Annotated in this window: 14 protein-coding genes and 3 pseudogenes; 13 read left to right on the forward strand and 4 right to left on the reverse strand. The window is 71.6% G+C overall.

Features of this window, described 5'->3' with window-relative positions:
• Positions 1 to 6 precede the first annotated feature (6 nt).
• Together ACQEV8_RS04705 and ACQEV8_RS04710 are read right to left on the reverse strand one after the other, a co-directional pair.
• On the reverse strand, positions 7 to 894 hold the full coding sequence (locus ACQEV8_RS04705) for a carbohydrate ABC transporter permease (protein WP_432957563.1): 888 nt from the start codon (positions 892 to 894) through the stop codon (positions 7 to 9).
• Positions 891 to 1745: an ABC transporter permease gene (locus ACQEV8_RS04710; protein ID WP_432957565.1), complete on the reverse strand. Its 855-nt coding sequence runs from the start codon at positions 1743 to 1745 to the stop codon at positions 891 to 893. Before ACQEV8_RS04710 ends, ACQEV8_RS04705 begins: the two co-directional genes overlap by 4 nt.
• A 228-nt stretch (positions 1746 to 1973) precedes the next feature.
• Between ACQEV8_RS04710 and ACQEV8_RS04715 the strand changes: the two genes are divergently transcribed.
• From ACQEV8_RS04715 to ACQEV8_RS04760, 10 genes and pseudogenes are all read left to right on the forward strand, one after another.
• Positions 1974 to 3125, forward strand: coding sequence for a CHAT domain-containing protein (locus tag ACQEV8_RS04715; protein ID WP_432957567.1), 1152 nt, complete (start codon positions 1974 to 1976; stop codon positions 3123 to 3125).
• Between the two features lie 4 nt (positions 3126 to 3129).
• Positions 3130 to 3753, forward strand: coding sequence for a DUF6338 family protein (locus ACQEV8_RS04720; protein WP_432957569.1), 624 nt, complete (start codon positions 3130 to 3132; stop codon positions 3751 to 3753).
• Complete coding sequence (locus ACQEV8_RS04725) at positions 3750 to 3953, forward strand: hypothetical protein (protein ID WP_432957570.1); 204 nt, start codon at positions 3750 to 3752, stop codon at positions 3951 to 3953. Before ACQEV8_RS04720 ends, ACQEV8_RS04725 begins: the two co-directional genes overlap by 4 nt.
• 137 nt (positions 3954 to 4090) lie before the next feature.
• Entirely contained in the window at positions 4091 to 5209 is a 1119-nt protein-coding gene (locus tag ACQEV8_RS04730; protein ID WP_432957571.1) for a GDSL-type esterase/lipase family protein, read from the forward strand.
• Between the two features lie 50 nt (positions 5210 to 5259).
• Complete coding sequence (locus ACQEV8_RS04735; RefSeq protein WP_432957572.1) at positions 5260 to 6891, forward strand: cellulase family glycosylhydrolase; 1632 nt, start codon at positions 5260 to 5262, stop codon at positions 6889 to 6891.
• A gap of 215 nt (positions 6892 to 7106) precedes the next feature.
• Positions 7107 to 8258, forward strand: coding sequence for an acyltransferase family protein (locus ACQEV8_RS04740; protein ID WP_432957574.1), 1152 nt, complete (start codon positions 7107 to 7109; stop codon positions 8256 to 8258).
• 725 nt (positions 8259 to 8983) lie between these two features.
• Positions 8984 to 10021, forward strand: a complete 1038-nt coding sequence (locus ACQEV8_RS04745; RefSeq protein ID WP_432957575.1) for a LacI family DNA-binding transcriptional regulator — start codon at positions 8984 to 8986, stop codon at positions 10019 to 10021.
• A gap of 106 nt (positions 10022 to 10127) precedes the next feature.
• A pseudogene (locus tag ACQEV8_RS04750) lies at positions 10128 to 10484 on the forward strand (carbohydrate ABC transporter permease); the annotation flags it as partial.
• An 88-nt stretch (positions 10485 to 10572) separates the two neighbouring features.
• Positions 10573 to 13037 (forward strand): annotated as a pseudogene (locus ACQEV8_RS04755) (carbohydrate-binding protein).
• A gap of 94 nt (positions 13038 to 13131) precedes the next feature.
• Positions 13132 to 14132 (forward strand): annotated as a pseudogene (locus tag ACQEV8_RS04760) (sporulation protein).
• A 1037-nt stretch (positions 14133 to 15169) separates the two neighbouring features.
• On the opposite strand, the gene ACQEV8_RS04765 reads toward ACQEV8_RS04760, so the two are convergent.
• Positions 15170 to 16174, reverse strand: a complete 1005-nt coding sequence (locus tag ACQEV8_RS04765) for a M56 family metallopeptidase (protein ID WP_432957576.1) — start codon at positions 16172 to 16174, stop codon at positions 15170 to 15172.
• A gap of 6 nt (positions 16175 to 16180) precedes the next feature.
• Complete coding sequence (locus ACQEV8_RS04770) at positions 16181 to 16567, reverse strand: BlaI/MecI/CopY family transcriptional regulator (protein WP_432957578.1); 387 nt, start codon at positions 16565 to 16567, stop codon at positions 16181 to 16183.
• A 166-nt stretch (positions 16568 to 16733) separates the two neighbouring features.
• Here ACQEV8_RS04770 and ACQEV8_RS04775 point away from each other — a divergent pair, with 166 nt between their 5' ends.
• The 3 genes from ACQEV8_RS04775 (at position 16734) to ACQEV8_RS04785 (ending at position 18290) form a co-directional block, all read left to right on the forward strand.
• Entirely contained in the window at positions 16734 to 17309 is a 576-nt protein-coding gene (locus ACQEV8_RS04775; protein ID WP_432957580.1) for a TerD family protein, read from the forward strand.
• 79 nt (positions 17310 to 17388) lie between these two features.
• Positions 17389 to 18051 carry a hypothetical protein gene (locus tag ACQEV8_RS04780; protein WP_432957582.1) on the forward strand — a complete coding sequence of 221 codons (663 nt, stop codon included), beginning with the start codon at positions 17389 to 17391 and terminating at the stop codon, positions 18049 to 18051.
• Positions 18039 to 18290, forward strand: coding sequence for a twin-arginine translocase TatA/TatE family subunit (locus tag ACQEV8_RS04785; protein WP_432957584.1), 252 nt, complete (start codon positions 18039 to 18041; stop codon positions 18288 to 18290). The genes ACQEV8_RS04780 and ACQEV8_RS04785 overlap by 13 nt, the downstream gene beginning before the upstream one ends.
• The last annotated feature ends 6 nt before the right edge of the window (positions 18291 to 18296 follow it).

Consider the following 18296-nt stretch of genomic DNA (forward strand, 5'->3'; position numbering starts at 1 on the left):
CTCGAGTCAGCTCTTGATGGCGCCGGTGAGCACGCCCTTGGTGAAGTACTTCTGCAGGAACGGGTAGACCAGCAGGATCGGCACGGTGGCGATCACGAGCACCGCCATCTGCACGGTCTGCGGAGCGGTGACGGTCGCCTCACCGGTGGTCGCGTCGGTGAGTCCGGCACCGGCCACCACATAGGTGCGCAGCACCTGCTGAAGCGGCCAGTGGTCGCTCTCCAGGTACAGCGAGGCGTAGAACCAGGAGTTCCAGTAGGCGACGGCGTAGAACAGGCCGACGACGGCGAGCGCGGCCTTGGACAGCGGCAGCACCACCGACACCAGCACCCGCCAGTCCCCCGCCCCGTCCAGCCGGGCCGCCTCGTACAGCTCCTCCGGGATCGACTGGAAGAAGCCGCGCAGCACGACCAGGTTGAACACGTTGACCAGGACGGGCAGCACGAGCGAGGCGTACGAGTCGAGCAGGCCGAGTTCCTTGACGAGCAGGAAGCTCGGGATCATGCCGGGCGGGAAGAGGAACGTGAACAGCACCAGCAGCAGCACCGGCTTGCCGCCGAAGACGCCCGGGCGGGACAGCGCGTAGGCCAGGGTCACCGTGCAGGCGAGGCTGAGCAGGGTGCCGGCGATCGTGACGCCCGCGCTGACGCCGAGGGCGTGGGTGACGATGCCGCCGTCGAAGATGTCGCGGTAGGCGTCGAGCGTGGGTTCGCTGGGCCACAGCACCCAGCCGCCGTTGTCGACGACCTCCCGGGTGGAGGCCAGGGACGTCGACACGATCACCAGGAACGGCACGCACACCAGCAGCACGACCGTGGCCAGGGCGAGCGCCTTCGCGGTCTGGGTGAGTGGCCGGGGCTTCTCCATCCAGCCGGGCCGTGCGGACGCGCTCATCGGTAGACCCCCTGTTCGCCGAGGCGGTGGGCTGCCTTGTTGGCCGCGTAGACGAGCAGGGCGCCGACGAGCCCCTTGAACAGGCCGGCGGCCGCAGCGAAGCCGTAGTCGCCGCCGACGATGCCCTGGTAGTAGACGAAGGTGTCGATGACCTCAGCGGTCTCCGGACCGACCGCGTCGCGTTGCAGCAGCATCTGCTCGAAGCCGACGGAGAGGATGTCGCCGAGCCGCATGATGAGCAGCAGCACGACGACCGGGCGGATGGCGGGCAGGGTGACGTGCCAGAAGCGCCGCCAGGGTCCGGCGCCGTCGATGGCGGCCGCCTCGTACTGCTGCTCGTCGACCTGGGCGAGCGCGGCGAGGAAGATGATCGTGCCCCAGCCTGCGTCCTTCCAGATGACCTGGGCGACGACGAGCGGCTGGAAGGCGTCCGGGTTGCCGATGATGTCGACGGTGTGCAGACCGGCGCCGCTCAGGCCGCTGTTGAGCAGGCCGGTGTCGCCGAGCACCTGCTGGAACAGTGCGACGACGATCACCCACGAGATGAAGTGGGGCAGATACGCCACCGACTGCACGAACCGGCGCACCGAGCTCCAGGTGAGGGTGTGCAGCAGCAGGGCGAGACCGAGCGGCACCGGGAAGTAGAAGACGAGCTGGAGGACGGCGATCCAGAGGGTGTTGAGGACCGAGTCCCAGAACGCCCCGTCCTCGAACATGCGCTGGAAGTTGCCCAGCCCCACCCAGGGGCTGCCCAGGAGGCCGTCGAACGGCACGTACTCCTTGAACGCGATGACGTTGCCGGCGAGGGCGCCGTAGTGGAACAGCAGGAAGTAGGCGACACCGGGCAGCATGAGCAGGAACAGTGCCCGGCTCTGAAAACCTTTACGTTCGCGCCGCACTCCGCCGGAACCAAGGCGGGAGGGACTCACCCCCTTCGCACCTGCTCGTTCCCGTAAGTCAGTTGCCACGGCTCCCCCTCACCTCGGCCTGTCCGGTGAAGGGAAGTTAAAACGCTTTCACGACGCGGTCAACACTTCTGACACAGCCGGGACTTCACGCCCGACGTCAGGCCGGCGACGGTGGAGGCGAGGACCGCGCAGAGGCTCATCGAGAGCGCGATCGCGGCCAGCATCGTCTCCGTGCCGGTCGCCACCCTCGTGCGGGCCGGCGCCGAGCCCCGGTTTGTCGCAGGTGCGAACAGGTGTGCCGACGACTCGGCGCCCCGACTCGTCACCATCCCGCACACCCCGGCAGACCATGCCGCACTGCGCGACGCCCTCAGGGGCATCGAGCCGGACGACCGGCACCTCGCGCCGACCCCCTGGGACGCGCCCTTCCGTCCGTTGGTGGAGGCGGCGGTCCGCCACAGCCGCCCCGGCGAGACGGTGTGGCTGGTGCCCGACGGGCTCCTCCACCACGTACCCCTGCACGCCGTCGGACTGCCGGACGGCGGGGCCCTGAGCGACCGCAACCCTGTGTGCTTCTCGCCGAGCGCCTCCCTGATGCGACTCTGCCTGGGCGACGCCGGACCACCCGCCGCCCCCGCCTCCGCCCTGCTCATCGCGGACCGCACCTCCGAAGACGTCCTGGTCTTCGCCTCTTTGGAGACCCACGCCGTCACGGCGCACATCCCCGATGCCACCACCGTGTCCGGAAAGCGCGAACTGCTCAGGCAGTTGCCCGCCCGCCCGTTCGACGTGCTGCACCTGGCCTGCCACGGAGAGTTCCGGCCCGGCCGGCACGAGACGTCCGCCGTCGCCCTGGGCAGGGACGAGAGGCTGACCGCGTACGACGTGGTGGACCTGCGGCTGCGCGTCGGACTGGTCACGATCGGCGCCTGCGAAAGCGGCTTGGGCTCCCTCGACCTCGCGGAGGAACGCTTCGGACTGGTACGCGCCTTCCTCCAGGCGGGCGCGAAGTCCGTGCTGGCCACGCTGTGGAAGGTGGACGACCTGTCGGCGGCCATGCTGCTGGACGACTTCTACGCCCGCCTGAGCGGAGGTACGCCCCGGGCCGACGCGCTGCGGCAGGCCCAGCTCGCCCTGCGCCGGACCCCCGCGCAGGAGGTGCGACAGTACTGCCTGTCCAAGCGGCCCCTGGTCGTGGAAACGGAGGAGCGGGCAGAACTGGACCAGGTCCTCTCCGACCTCGACGTCCTGCCCCCGGACCGGCTCGTCTTCGACGACCCCTACCACTGGGCGCCCTTCCAGTTGTACGGCGACTGGAGGTGACCGCGTGCCCACGACCTTCGCCCAGCTCGCCGTCGTGATCACCGCCGTACTGCCGGGCGTGACATACCAGTTCACCCGGGAACACGCCCGCGGCCCGTCCGTGCTCCACACCGACCTGGGCGAGCGGCTGCTGCGCGCCCTCGCCGCCTCCCTCGTCCTGGACATCGCCTACGTCCTGGTCTTCGGGAGGGTGCTCACCGACCGGCTGCCGCTGTCGGCGGCGCGGTGGGAGAAGCTCTCCGCCTCACCGCGTCCGGCCGCCGTGCTCGCGCTGCTGCTGCTCATCGTCGTCCCGGCCGCCGCCGCGTGTGCGGTGTCGCTGTGGCAGCGCCGGGGCCGCCCGGCCCGATATGTCGCCGCCCCCTCGGCCTGGGACCACGTCTTCGCCGGCCTGGGGCCGTGCTTCCTCCGCGCCCGCCTCAAAAGCGGTTCCTGGGTGGGTGGCTGGTACGGGACGGGCTCCTACGCGGCCTCCCACCCCGCCTCCACGTACGACCTGTTCCTGGAGTCGGCCTGGCGGCTCGCCCCTGACGGCAGGTTCCTGTCGAGGGTGGACCGGACCCAGGGTCTCTACGTCCGTCTCGACGACATCGAAGTACCCGAATTCCTCACCCCGGAGCAGCGATGAACGACGGCATCTTCCGGTCCCGGCCCCGCGGTTACCGGCCGCGCGCGGCACACGCCGAGCCCACCACACCCCCGCCCGGCACGGCCGGTCCGAGCGCTCCCGACACACCGCTGGAGCCGGACGACGCGGCGACAACGATCGACGGGGCGACGACGACATCCCCGCCGAACCTCGACGGCACATCAGACGCATCCGCTTGACGGCTCACGTTCTCGGCATCCCGGGCGACCCGCCCCCCGAGCGGGCCGCCCGGGATGCCCGACCTCTTGACGCGTCAATGACAACAATGGCTTGATGTCATGGGAGCGCTCCCACCTCACCCAGGGAAGGGACCACCATGCGCAGCACCCCCCGCTCGTCCCCGCACTTACGGATCGTCACGGTTCTCGGCCTCCTGGCCACCCTGCTTCTCCCCCTCGGCCTGACCGTCGCACCCCGCGCGACAGCCGCCCCGGCCGCCGAACCCGTCCGCGTGATGCCGCTCGGCGACTCGATCACCGGCTCGCCGGGCTGCTGGCGTGCGGTGCTGTGGAACCGGCTCGTGAACAGCGGATACAAAGACATCGACTTCGTCGGCACCCTCCCCACCCAGGGGTGCGGACAGGCACACGACGGCGACAACGAGGGTCACGGCGGCGAGTTGGTGACGAACGTCGCCGACCAGAACCTGCTACCGGGAAGGCTGGCCGCCACCCGTCCGGACATCGTTGTCATGCACTTCGGCACGAACGACGTGTGGAGCAGCGTCTCCCCCGACCGCATCCTCGCCGCCTACACCAAGCTCGTGACGCAGATGAGGGCCTCCGATCCGGACATGCGGATCCTCGTCGCACAGCTCATCCCGATGAACCCGGGCAGCTGCGCGGCCTGTGCGCAGCGCGTCGTCGACTTCAACGCCCGGATTCCCGCCTGGGCCCGGGCGACCGGCACCGACCGCTCCCCGGTCACCGTGGTCGACCAGTGGACGGGGTTCAGCACGGCCGGCGACACCTATGACGGCGTGCACCCCAACGCCTCCGGCGACGGCAAGATCGCCGCCCGCTGGTACCCGGCCCTGGCGGCCGTGCTCGACGCGGGCGTCCCCCAGGACCCGGGCGATCCCGGTGATCCCGGTGACCCCGGCGAGGAACCCGTGGCCTGCACCGCGCGCTTCCGTGCCGCCTCCTCCTGGCAGGGCGGCTATCAGGGCGAGGTGACGGTGACGAACGCGTCCGCCGCCGCCTCCTCCGGCTGGACCGCGACTGTCGTACCGGCGGGCGGCGCGCGCCTCACCCAGGTCTGGAACGGCACGCACACGACGGCCGCCGACGGCACGTCCACCGTGACGAACGCGACGTGGAACGGTGCGCTGGCCCCCGGCGCCAGCGCCACGTTCGGCTTCGTCGCCACCGCCCCGGCAACGGCCGGGACCCCGGCGGCGACCGTCACGTGCACGGCGAAGACCCCGGCCGCCTGACACCCGGCACGGGCCCGACTCTCCGTCAACTCCTCTTCTCTGGAGCCGCTATGAGATCCCGTACCGCATCCGTCCCCCGAGTGGCCGGCGTGGCCGCCGCCCTCCTGGGACTCCTGCTCTCCTTGCTCTCCTTCAGCACACCGGCACAGGCCGCCGCCACCGGTTTCCGCATCGAGAACGGCCGACTGCTGGAGGCCTCCGGGAACGACTTCGTGATGCGGGGCGTCAACCACGCCCACACCTGGTACCCGGGTGAGACGCAGTCGCTGGCCGACGTCAAGTCGCTGGGCGCCAACACCGTCCGCGTCGTCCTCTCCGACGGCCACCGCTGGACCAAGAACAGCGCGCAGGACGTCGCGGGCGTCATCGCCCAGTGCAAGGCCAACCGGCTCATCTGCGTGCTGGAGGTACACGACACCACCGGCTACGGAGAGGAAGCCGCGGCCGGGACCCTCGACCACGCGGCCGACTACTGGATCGGCCTGAAAGAGGTACTCGCCGGTCAAGAGGACTACGTCATCATCAACATCGGCAACGAGCCCTGGGGTAACACCGATCCCGCGGGGTGGACAGATCCCACCATCGCCGCCGTCAAGAAGCTGCGCGACGCCGGATTCACGCACACGATCATGGTGGACGCGCCCAACTGGGGCCAGGACTGGCAAGGCGTGATGCGCGCCAACGCCAAGTCCGTCTACAGCGCCGACCCCACCGGCAACCTGATCTTCTCGATCCACATGTACAGCGTCTACGACACCGCCCAGGAGATCACCGACTATCTGAACGCCTTCGTCAACGCCAAACTGCCCATCCTCATCGGTGAGTTCGGAGGCCCGGCCGACCAGTACGGCGACCCTGACGAGGACACCATGATGGCCGTGGCCCAGCAGCTGCGGCTCGGCTACCTGGCCTGGTCCTGGAGCGGCAACACCGACCCGATCCTCGACCTGGCGATCGAGTTCGACCGCACCCGGCTCAGTTCCTGGGGCCAGCGCGTCTTCAACGGCGCCAACGGCATCGCCGCGACCTCGAAGGAAGCCACCGTCTACTCCTCGGGCGGCGGTGACACCACTCCCCCGACCGCTCCCGGCGCACCGACCGCCTCGGAGGTGACCTCGTCGTCCGTGAAGCTGGCCTGGGCCGCCGCCACCGACGCCACCGGCGTCACGGGCTATGACGTCGTCCGGGTCAGCGGCGCGAACGAGACCACCGCCACCACCACGACGGGCACCTCCGCCACCCTGACCGGCCTCGCCCCGTCCACCTCCCACACCTTCGCCGTCTACGCCCGTGACGCCGCGGGCAACCGTTCGCCCCGCTCAGCCACGGTGACGGTCACGACCTCTCCCGGCGGCTCACCGTCGGCCTGCGGCGTCGGCTACCGGGTGACGAGCAGCTGGCCCGGCGGCTTCCAGGGCGAGATCGTCCTGCGCAACACCGGCACGTCGGCGATCGACGGCTGGACGCTGCGCTGGGCCTTCCCCGACAGCCAGCGCGTCACCAACCTCTGGGGCGGCACGGCGACGCAGAGCGGCTCGGCGGTCAGCGTTGCGGCCGCCTCGTACACCGCGAAGATCCCCGCGGCGGGCTCGGTCACGCTCGGCTTCACGGCGACCCGGTCTACGGCGAACCCCAGTCCCACGGCGTTCACGCTGAACGGCAACGCCTGCTCGGTGAGCTGAGGCGCCGCGTGCGACGGTGCCGGCGCGCTTCGTGACGTAGGCGTGGCGGCACCGTCGCCGTGGTTGTGATCCATACGACATCGCACCGGAAAGCGGTTTACCCCGCCCCGCAGCGGTGAGGCGGCGGGGATGTCTCACCGGCACCCCACTGCCGTAACTCCGGCAAGATGCGCCCGCACCCGTTCCGGTTCCCCTCACCGTGCGCGGGAGGCGCGATGAGCGAGGACACTCTGCGCATGCGCGCCGTCGCGCCGGCCGACGGCGGGCGGGGACGGAAGGAGGCGTCCGAGGCCGCCGCCCCCGCGCAGCGGTCCGGGCAGCGGGACGCCTTCTTCGACAACGCCAAGTACCTGGCGATCGTGCTGGTGGCCATGGGGCACTCCTGGGAGCCGTTGCGGGACGGCAGCCGGGCGGCGAGCGCGCTGTACATGGTCGTGTACGCCTTCCACATGCCGGCGTTCATCATCATCTCCGGCTACTTCTCGCGCTCCTTCGACGCCGCCCCGGGGCGGATCAGGCGTCTGATCACCGGGCTGGCCGTTCCGTATGTCGTCTTCGAGACGGCGTACACCCTGTTCACCCGGTGGACCGACCAGGAGCCCGACCGGCCGATCAGCCTGCTGGACCCGCTCTATCTGACCTGGTTCCTGGCGGCGCTGTTCATCTGGAGGCTGACCACACCGGTGTGGCGGCATGTGCGGTGGCCGCTGCCGGTAGCCCTCGTCATCGCGATGCTGGCGACGCTCTCGCCGGACATCGGCAACGACCTCGATCTGCAGCGCACCCTGCAGTTCCTGCCGTACTTCGTCCTCGGCCTGTGCCTGAAGCCGGAGCACTTCCGGCTGGTGCGCCGCCGCAAGGTGCGCATCCTCGCGGTGCCGGTCTTCGCCGCCGCCCTGGCCGTGGCCTACTGGGCGGTGCCGCGGATGACCGGTGCCTGGTTCTACCACCGCGACAGCGCGGAGGAACTGGCCGCGCCCTCCTGGTCCGGGCCCGTCATGACGCTGGTGATCTTCGGCTGCTCGCTGGTCCTGGTGGCCTGCTTCCTCGCCTGGGTGCCCGGGCGCCGGGCATGGTTCACAGTGCTGGGCGCGGGCACGCTGTACGGCTATCTGCTGCACGGTTTCGTCGCCCAGGGGTCCAAGTTCTGGGGCTGGTACGACCCGGCGTGGATCCACCGGCCCCTGGGCGAGCTCGTCGTCACGGCCGTCGCGGCGGTCGTCGTGACCGCGCTGTGCACCCCGCCGGTACGGCGGCTGTTCCGCTGGGTGATGGAGCCCGACATGGCATGGGCGTTCGGCCGGGACGCCCGCGAGCAGGCCCGGGAACGCAACGCCGTACGGGAGCGGGCCGCCGTACGCGAGTGACGGGCCGTGTCCCGCCCAGCCGTCCTGGGTGAGCCGAACCAGCGGCACTCCGGGCGTGCGCGGCACCGACACCGTCAGTTCGTCCCCTCCCAGGTGGTCCGTCCCGCATCCGGGGAGGCCGGGTCCAGGACATCCGCGCGGACGGTCCGGACCCCCCAGGTGCCGGAGGGGGACGTGGGGTTCGGCCGGTCCGCGGCGGGGCCAAGGCGAGACGTAGGCCCGAGCGGTCGCCGGGGGCCTGCGGCCCACTGTCGGCCACCTGCGCTACGCGCCCCTCGCCGCCGCGCCCACCACGGCCCCGCCCGAGCAGGGCGCCGTCCGGGCCTACCCGCAGCCCGGGAGTCCGGGCGTGCGCCGAACGCCGTGCCCGTGAAGCGAGGGCCGGGCCTGCCGCTGCCGTGGCCGAGGGCGGTGAGCTCCACGAGCGGGAGCGCGGAGTCAGGGGCGGCGGCGCCGTCGTCGTCGGGCCGTGCCAGCCCGGCCAGCCCGGCCAGCCCGGCCAGCCGCAGAGTCCCGTCGGCGGCGACGGAGAAAACCGTGCCCGGAGGCCCTCATGCCCCCAAGTGGACTCGTCCTGCCGCTGGTTGGAAGCCATGTGCGCAGCTTCCGCCGTGCCGGTCAGGGTGCTCCCCTCCTGGCCCACCCCTTCTCCGGGAGCGGCGGTCCGCGTGAATCCATCGTTATGGTCTCTTGACGACCCCAGTGCGACTGGCCACAATCCTTGCATGAATGTGACCGGTCACACCAGACGCCCGGCGAGCATCAGGGACGTCGCGACGGCCGCGGGGGTCTCGTACCAGACGGTCTCGCGGGTGATCAACGGCCACCCCAGCGTCCGGCAGGCCACCCGGGAGCGCGTGCTGGCGGCCATCGAGGAGCTGGGCTTCCGGCGCAACGCCACCGCCCTCGCGCTGGCCAGCGGGCGCACCCGTACCGTGACCGTGCTCACCGCGAACACCACCCACTACGGCTACGCCTCGATACTCCAGGGCATCGAGGAGTCCGCCCGCGCCGCGTCGTACGCGGTCGGGATCGGGGTCCTGGAGTCCGCCGACGACGCGGCCGTCGCCGCGGAGGTGCAGCGCGCGGCGGACTCGGGCGGCGGGATCGTCGTGATCGCCTACGACCCTGCCGGTGTCCGGGCGCTGGAAGCCGTGCCCGCGACACTGCCCGTCGTGGGGGTGGTCGAGACCCCGGCGAGCCCGCCCGGCGGCGACCGCCCGTGGGTCTGGACCGACGACCGCGAGGCCGCCTACCAGGCGACCCGGCATCTGCTCCGCCTCGGCCACGCGACCGTGCACTACGTCGCCATCCCGTCCAGCACCCGCCGCACCAGCGCCCGCACCAGCGGCTGGCGGCAGGCGCTGAAGGAGGCCGGCGCCCCGGAGCCCCGTCCCGTACAGGGCAGTTGGGGACCCGCCGGCGGCCATGCGGCAGGGCTGAAGCTGGCGGGCGACCCGGCCGTCACCGCGATCCTGTGCGGCAACGACGATCTCGCGCTCGGCGTGCTCCGCGCCCTGCACGAGACCGGCCGTTCGGTGCCGGGCGAGGTCAGCGTGGCCGGTTTCGACGATGCCCCGCACTCCGCCTTCCTCACCCCGTCCCTGACGACCGTGCGCTTGGACTTCACCGGCCTCGGCCGGGCCGCGTTCGCCCTGCTGCACGGGGTGCTGGAGGAGTCGGCGCAGGTCGCCCCGCATCGCGTGTCCGTACCCGAACTGGTGGTGCGGGAGAGCTCGGGGCCGCCGTCCGCCGGTCACTGAACACCGCATACCAGGCCATCAGTGGTGAGACCGCTTCCCGAACCGCACCGCCTGCTCCGGAAAGGCTCGTGATGAAGAGAAGCTGCTCGCCGCGCCGGCCGTCGGTGTCGGGGAGGGCGAGACACTGCGCGGCTTCCTCAACTCGCCGCTGGTCGTGGTGTCTTCGATGGTGCTGGTGCTGATCCTGGGGGCGGGCGCCGCCTGGGTCTTCGCCCGTCGCGAGCCGATGCTGGTCTCGGCGGCGTACGCGCTGTGCGTCAGCGGAGCGTTCTTCGTCCTCGGCGGCGGAGAGCGGGCGACCCTGCCGCTCAACCTCTACCAGGTCGCCAGCGCCCAGCTCTGTCTCAACAACTGGCATCTCGTCTTCGCGTACGCCGTGGTGATGAGCCTGCCCATGGTCGCCGTGTTCCTCGTCGGCCAGCGAAAGATCGTGTCCGGAATCACCAGTGGAGCCGTCAAGTGACTGGAGGTCCAGCAGCGTGAGCACCCCCGCCCGCACCAGATCCCGCACCAGAACCGCCCTGATCACAGCACTACTTGGAGCAACCGCCATGGCAGGCACCCTCCCCGCGGCAGGCCCTGCCGCCGCTGCCGATCCCCAACGCCTCACCGTCGACCTCAAGGCCTCCGAGGGGCCGGTGATGCTGGGCGCCAACGGCTCGCTGTACGGGCTCAGCGACGACGGCGTGCCCAGCGACGCAGCGACGGCACCCCTGAAGATCACCAGCGTCTCGCAGAAGCCGGAGGGCGGCGCCCAGCACCCCAACGGCGACGCGCTCACCGTCTCCAAGTCGTTCTTCCGCAACGGCGGCGGCGAGATCAACGTGATGATGCAGGACATCTATGCCAAGTGGCCGTACGAGGACCTCGGCATCGACGACTACCTCCCCAAGGTCGACAAGATAGCCAAGGAGGTCTCGGCCGACCCGAACAGCGACGGCTTCGTCTACATCCCGTTCAACGAGCCCGACCAGATCTGGTACAAGCTCGACGTCCAGGACCAGGCCCAGTACGAGAAGAACCGTGACCGGTTCTTCAAGGACTGGAAGACGGTGTACCAGCGGATCCGCGCGATCGACCCGGACGCGCGGATCGCCGGACCCAATGAAGCGGCCTACCACACGCGCCTGTTGAAGGACTTCCTCGCCTTCGCCAAGCGGGAGAACGTGCTGCCCCAGGTGATGACCTGGCACGAGCTCGGCTCCGGTTCGCTGCGCGACTTCCAGGCGCACTACGACGACTACCGCGCGCTGGAGCATGAGGCGGGCATCGCCCCGCTGAAGATCAACATCGATGAGTACGCCAACCGCCGCGACCTGTCCGTGCCCGGGCAGCTCGTGCAGTGGGTGTCCATGTTCGAGCGCAACAAGGTGTACGCCAACATGGCCTACTGGGACGCCGCCGGCAATCTCAGCGGCCATGTGGTGCGCTCGAACATCCCCAACGGCGGCTGGTGGCTGTTCCGCTGGTACGCGGGCCTGACCGGGAACACCGTGAAGGTGACGCCGCCGCAGCCCGACACGATCGACACGCTCCAGGGCCTCGCCTCCCTCGACACCTCCCGCCGCCAGGCGCAGGTGCTGCTCGGTGGCTCCGCCGCGGACTCGGACGTGGTCGTGCGGAACGTCCCGCGGTCGGTGTTCGGCCGTACGGTCACCGCCACGGTCGCCGAGGCCGCCTGGTCCGGTTACGAGGGGCAGCACGCGGCTCCGCAGGTCCTGGCGCGCACCAAGGTGACGGTGGCGGACGACGGTTCGGTGACCGTCCCGCTGCGCGGACTGCACAAGATGTCGGCGTACCGGATCGTCCTCACCCCCGGCGGCTCGGGCACCCCGTCCGCCGCGTCCGTCCCTGGTCTGCGTCGTACGAGGCCGAGGACGCGGCCATCACCGACGGCAAGGTGTACACGCAGGGCACCGTGCAGAACGCCAACGGCTACGCGGCCTCCGGCACCAAGGACGTCGGCTCGCTCAACCAGCCCGGCAGCAAGGTCGCCTTCACGGTGTCGGTACCGAAGGACGGCACGTACGACCTGGCGATCCTGTACGGCAACCAGTCCGGCGGTCCCGCCACGCAGAAACTGTCGGTCGACGGCGGCGACCCGGTGACGGTCCGCTACCCCTCCACCGAGAACTGGACGTACCGCGCCAAGAAGGACGTCGGAGTCCAGCTGAAGGCCGGCACGCACCAGTTGACCCTGTCCAAGGGCGACGCCGAGGTCACCCTCGACCGGATCGACCTGACCACGCGGACGGGGCCGCCCTCCGCGTCGTACGAGGCCACCCTGGCGGACAACAGCGGCAAGCCGTCGTACGACTACTCGTCCTCGGCCGGGACGGGCACGGGCGCGCTGGTGCTGCGCTCGGGCGACAAGGCGGTGTTCGACGTCTACGCCCCGCGTGACGGCTACTACACGGTGGTGCCACGGGCCTCGGCGGCGGTGAAGCTCGCGCTGCACGGGGAGACGGTCACGGCCGCGCCCGGACGGCCGCTGCGGCTGTACCTGGTCGCGGGCAACAACCGGATCGCGATGACGTCGGGCCACGCCGCCGTGCGCTCCCTCGACGTCTCCGGCGACGGCTCGGCCTCCGGCACGCTCTCCTACGAGGGCGCCTCGGCCGCGCTCGCGGGCGGCGCCGAGCTCGTCGGCTCCCCGCACGCGTCCGCCGGCTCGTACGTCGGCCGGCTCGGCAACAGCCCCTCCAGCACCGCCGAGTTCACGGCGCACGCCCCTCGCTCCGGCCGCTATGTGCTGGTCGTCCACTACGCGCACAACGACCGCAGGGACAACGGCCACGCCTACAACACGGACATCATGTCCCGTACGGCGGATGTCACGGTCGGTTCCGCGGCGCCGGTGAAGGTCACCTTCAAGAACACCTGGAGCTTCGACGACTACTGGACGGTCGGTGTCCCGGTCGATCTGAAGAAGGGTGCCAACAAGGTGACGTTCGGCAACGCGAGCGCCTGGGCGCCGAACATCGACCGGATCGAGCTGGGCCGGGTCGTGGGCTGAGCCGTACGGTGACGGGAGGCGGTTGCGGAGGAGCCCTATACTTCTACATGCTTGTAGAAAATCAGTACACGCATGCGAAGGAGTGGACGCCACCATGGTGTTCAAACGACTGCTCGGCGCGCTCGGCGTGGGCGGCCCGACCGTCGACACGGCCCTCGACCCGTCTCCCGTCCTGCCCGGTGGCACGCTCACCGGGCAGGTTCACCTCGTGGGCGGCAAAGCCGACTTCGACATCGAGCACATCGCCCTGGAGCTGGTGGCCCGGGTCGAGGCCGAGCACGAGGGCGGTGAGAGCGAGGGGGTCGTCGCCTTCGACCGCTTCACCGTCGGCGGCGGCTTCCGGCTCGCCGAGGGCGAGCAGCGCAGCGTGCCGTTCAGCGTGATCCTGCCGTGGGAGACGCCTGCCACCCAGTTGCACGGGCAGAGCCTCGGCGTCGTCCTCGGCGTGCGCACCGAGCTGTCGGTGGCAGGGGCGAAGGACAAGGGCGATCTGGACCAGCTGGTCGTCGCGCCGCTGCCGGTGCAGGAGGCCGTGCTCGAAGCCCTGGGCGGGCTCGGGTTCGGTTTCAAGTCGGCCGACCTCGAGTACGGGCGCATCGGCGGCACCGGCCAGCGACTGCCGTTCTACCAGGAGATCGAGCTCGTCCCGGCACCCCGGTACGCGCAGCAGGTCAACGAGATCGAGCTGACGTTCCTGGCGAACCCTGGCGGCATGGAGGTCGTACTGGAGGCGGACAAGCGCGGCGGCTTCCTGTCCTCCGGCCACGACGCGCTGACCCGTTTCAACGTCTCCCACGAGGGCGTCGAGCAGCAGGACTGGCCCGCGATCGTCGACGGCTGGGTCCAGCAACTCGTCGAACACCGGGCGTCGTACGCCTCCCCGTGGGCTTCGGCTCCCCCGCCGCGTTCGGCCCGGGCAGCCACGGCCACGACGCCCGGCACCACGACAGCCACCGCTCGGGCCCCGGCATGGGAACGGCCGTCGCCGCGGGCGCGGCCGGACTCGCCGCCGGGGTCGTCGGCGGCATGGTCGCCGGCGAAGTCGTCGACGAGGTGGGGGACTTCTTCGAGGACGAGGAGGAAGAGGAGGGCTGAGGCTGGGCTGGTGGGGCTGGTCGGGCTGGCCCGGTGCCCGCGCAGGGCGCGATGCCCCGGGCTGCTGACTCCCGGCAGGGTCCGGCGGGCAGGCCTCCCTGGCCATGGCCTGCTCCGGAGCGCGAGTCCCCGGCGCGGTTTCAGGGCACCTGTCCCTGGAGGGCAGCCCGGGGTGGGGCACTTGGCGGCGCCTGAGCAGCAGCGGCTCAGCCCGCGCGCTTCGACCCGACTGCCCCGGGCCGTGGCGTGCCTAGGCGCGGGTCCGGGGCATTGGTACGGGGCGTTTGTACGGGGCGTTTTACGGGGCGCGAGCCTTCGGCGCGGTACCAAGACCCCCAGGGCCCCCACGCGAGTCCAGGCCGCAAGCCCCCCGGCGCCGACCCACGGGCACAGCAGGCACCCCCGGGCAGCAGCCCCCGGCCGATCTGCCCCAGGCTTTGGACAACAGAGGCGCAGGTCCGGGGCATTGATCCGGGGCGCGAGCCTTCGGCGCGGCACCAGAGACACACCCCCACCCAAGGTCCAGGTCACAAAACCCGGCGCCAGCCAAGGGGCGCGCCGGGCGTCTCGGGCAGCAGCCCGACCCGCAGGGCCCCAGCCCACCACCCCGGACCGGACAGCCGAAGCGCAAGCCCCGGAGCACTGGTCAGGGGCGCGAGCCCCCGCATGGATCCAGGGCAGAACACCCCCCGCGCGAGTCCAGACCCCAAGCCCCCGCAGCCGACCAGGGAGCACGGCAGGCACCCCGGACAGCAACCCGACCAGCCCCACCGGCCCGGACCGGGCAGCCGAGGCACAACCCCCGAGAAGCCGGGCCGGGGCACAAGCCCTCGGCACTGCCCAAGGGACACGGCAGGCGCCCCGGGCAGCAGTCCGACCCTCAGGGCCCAGCCCACCACCCCGGACCGGACAGCCGAGGCACAACCCCCGGGGGGCGGGTGCAGGGCACGAGCCCCCGCGTGGGACCAGGGCACACCCCGGCGGCGGCTGGCGGCCCGGCGGCGCCACGGGCCGGGGCCGATCCGCCCTCGCGGGTCTCACAAAGGCGTCGCCGCATGCAGGATGAGCACCATCGTGACGGCCGAGTTCGCGGACGACATCGCCGACACGGCCGTTCCCACCGCCGCGCCCCATGCCGCGAGGCCGACCGAGGTGAACGCCGGGGGCCAGGTGCGGACGGCGGGTGCGGGGCCGAGAAGGGCCGCCACCCGGCGTGGGACCGGGCCCGGGGCGGCGAGTCCCGCGAGCGTGGGTACCGGGGTGCCCCGGGAGACGAGGGCGGCCGTGCCGATGGCCCGCGCCACCGTGCGGCGGCTGCCGATCGTCCGGGCCGCTTCCTCGTCGGCCCACCGCTCGGCCGTATAGGCCACGGCCGTGCGCAGCGGCCGCAGGAACGGGTTGGCCCGGGCGGCGAGCTGCACGGTGAGCAGGAACAGGTCGTGCCGGGCGGCGAGGTGCGCCCGCTCATGGGCGAAGAGGGCCCGGCGCTCAGCCGACCGAAGCCGGTCCAGCAGACCGGTGGTCACCACGACACGCCCCGCACGCGGGCCACGGGCAGGACGGCCGACACCGCCGCGCAGGACACCACCGGCCCGACGCCCGGTGCCGACCCGCATCGCACCCGGCAGCGCGTACGCGTACGGCACGGCGTCCGGCAGCACGGCCACCTCCGTGTCCGGCAGCCCGGTCAGTGCGCGGTGGGCACGGCGACGTACCCGGGCATGCCGCCACAGGGTCCGGCCGCAGGCGACAAGCACCGCGCAGAGCGCGGGAATGGCGGCCTTGCCGACGACCTCGTCGTACGGCACCGCCGCCCGCACCTCGGGGTCCGACCAGCCGTCGGGCAGCGGGTTGCCGGGGAGCTGGGCGGTGCCGACCACCATGACCAGGCCCAGGCACACGGTGCTGCACAGCGCCAGCACCGTGGCCATCACGGTCAGCAGCCGGGTCGCCGTGCGCGGATGCAGATGCTGTTCGGCCAAGCGCGCGACCGGCCATGCCGTAAGGGGCAGCACCAATGGCATAAAGACGAAGACCCCCATGAGGCTTCAGTCTTCTCCCTCGCCGTGCGCCTGTTCCAGCAGGTCGCGCAGCAGGCGCTCGTCGTCCGGGTCGAGGCCGGTGAGGAAACTGGCCAGCACGGCCTCGCGGTCGCTCTCACCGTCCAGCACCTTGCGCATCTTCCGCGCGGCCAGGCCCGCCTGGTCCGATGCGGGCGTCCAGACGAAGGACCGGCCCACCCGCTCCCGGGTGACCGCGCCCTTGCCCAGCAGCCGGGTCAGGATCGTGATCACCGTCGTGTACGCGAGATCACCGCCGAGGCGTTCCTGCACCCAGCCGGCCGTCGCCGGACCGTCCGCAGCCCGCAGCGCCTCCAGCACCAGCGCCTCCAGCTCGCCCTGCCCCCGCCGGGGACGCTGCCGGGGATCCGTCACCGTCCTGCCTCCCTTCCACCGCCCTGCGTTGCCCGTGCCGACATCGTATAGATCCGCGGGAGCGGCCCACCCACCTTCTACAGTGCTGTAGATTTTGCTTCCGGGTTCTTCCCGGACCCGGAACGCACGCGTCAAGAACCAGAACACACGTCTAGAAGGAGTACCCGTGGGAGTTTCCCTGTCCAAGGGCGGCAACGTCTCGCTCAGCAAGGAGGCGCCGGGCCTCACCGCCGTCCTGGTCGGCCTGGGCTGGGACGTCCGCACGACCACCGGCACGGACCACGACCTGGACGCCTCCGCCCTGCTCCTCGAGACCTCCGGCAAGGTCCCCTCCGACCAGCACTTCGTCTTCTACAACAACCTGAAGAGCCCGGACGGCTCGGTCGAGCACACCGGCGACAACCTCACCGGCGAGGGCGAGGGCGACGACGAGACCGTCAAGGTGAACCTCGCCGCCGTGCCCGCCGGGATCGACAAGATCGTGTTCCCGGTGTCCATCCACGACGCCGAGAACCGCGGCCAGAGCTTCGGGCAGGTCCGTAACGCGTTCATCCGGGTCGTCAACCAGGCCGGCGGTCAGGAGATCGCCCGCTACGACCTGTCCGAGGACGCCTCCACCGAGACGGCGATGGTCTTCGGCGAGCTCTACCGGCACGGCGAGGAGTGGAAGTTCCGTGCCGTCGGCCAGGGATACGCCTCCGGGCTGGCCGGTATCGCCTCCGACTTCGGCGTCAACGTCTGACACGGACCGACCGCACCGCCGGGCCCGCCGGCACATGGCCGGGCCCGGCGGCCGCATCAGCAACCGACCGGGAGACCCTGTGGCCGAATCGTCCCGCCTCCGACCCGAGGACCGCGCGGATTTCGAAGCGGTACTGCACCTGGCGCTGAGCGCCGCGGACATCCGTGGTGCTCTCGGTGCCGACCCGTCCGGCCGGGCGGCGGCGCGCCTGCGCGCCCACACACTGGCCCACGCCGACGACATCGCGGCGGCGGCCGGTGAGCCGTACCGCGCCTGTCTCGCCGTCCGGCGGGCGGCCCGGCACGAGGCGCGGGGCTCGCGCGACACCGGCAGTCTGCTGCCCGCCCTCGCGGTGCTCACGCCGCTCGTGGCGGCCACGTCCGCCGGGGTGCTGCTCCTGCTCGGCGGCCTGCTCCAAGTGGCCGCCGCCCCGGGGCCGTTGCCGGGATCGCTGCTCGCCGCCGGCTGGACGCTGGCGCTCGTGGCGGCCCTGACCGGCCTCCTGGCTCTGGCCGCACTGCTGCGCACGGCCCTGGGCCGGCGCGGGGCACCGACGGCCGGGCGGGTGGAGCAGGCCCGGATGGCCTGGCGGCAGGCGCTGCTCGACTTCGGCGTGCTGCCCCACCTGCGCGGGCAGCCGGCCCCGCGCCCCGAGGCGGCGATGACGCCGTGCTCCCCGCCCGATACGCTCGCGCCGTGCCCGGCCCGGGCGGGAAAGGACAGGACACCATGTTCGGACTGAGCGAGCTCGCGATCATCCTCCTCGTCGTCATAGCCGTGATCGGAGCGAAGAAGCTCCCCGAACTCGCCCGCTCCGCCGGCAAGTCGGCGCGCATCCTCAAGGCCGAGGCACGCGCCGCGAAGGACGAGGAGGCCGGGACAGGCCCCGCACCGAAGGTGGTCCAGGGCGAGATCGTCCCGCCGGGCACCGGCACAACCCCGCCCGGCGCCCGCCCCGCGGGCGCCCCGGACCACCCCTGATCCGTC

Origin of the sequence: Streptomyces sp. CA-179760 (assembly GCF_050937045.1) — a bacterium.
GTDB lineage: Bacteria > Actinomycetota > Actinomycetes > Streptomycetales > Streptomycetaceae > Streptomyces.

What these genes read in the sequence shown, in the direction of transcription:
- ACQEV8_RS04745 (WP_432957575.1), top strand. Translation starts at nt 8,984, where the DNA reads ATGAATGTGACCGGTCACACCAGACGCCCGGCGAGCATCAGGGACGTC.
- ACQEV8_RS04735 (WP_432957572.1), top strand. Translation starts at nt 5,260, where the DNA reads ATGAGATCCCGTACCGCATCCGTCCCCCGAGTGGCCGGCGTGGCCGCC.
- ACQEV8_RS04740 (WP_432957574.1), top strand. Translation starts at nt 7,107, where the DNA reads ATGAGCGAGGACACTCTGCGCATGCGCGCCGTCGCGCCGGCCGACGGC.
- ACQEV8_RS04785 (WP_432957584.1), top strand. Translation starts at nt 18,039, where the DNA reads ATGTTCGGACTGAGCGAGCTCGCGATCATCCTCCTCGTCGTCATAGCC.
- ACQEV8_RS04730 (WP_432957571.1), top strand. Translation starts at nt 4,091, where the DNA reads ATGCGCAGCACCCCCCGCTCGTCCCCGCACTTACGGATCGTCACGGTT.
- ACQEV8_RS04765 (WP_432957576.1), bottom strand. Translation starts at nt 16,174, where the DNA reads ATGGGGGTCTTCGTCTTTATGCCATTGGTGCTGCCCCTTACGGCATGG.
- ACQEV8_RS04710 (WP_432957565.1), bottom strand. Translation starts at nt 1,745, where the DNA reads ATGCTGCCCGGTGTCGCCTACTTCCTGCTGTTCCACTACGGCGCCCTC.
- ACQEV8_RS04705 (WP_432957563.1), bottom strand. Translation starts at nt 894, where the DNA reads ATGAGCGCGTCCGCACGGCCCGGCTGGATGGAGAAGCCCCGGCCACTC.
- ACQEV8_RS04725 (WP_432957570.1), top strand. Translation starts at nt 3,750, where the DNA reads ATGAACGACGGCATCTTCCGGTCCCGGCCCCGCGGTTACCGGCCGCGC.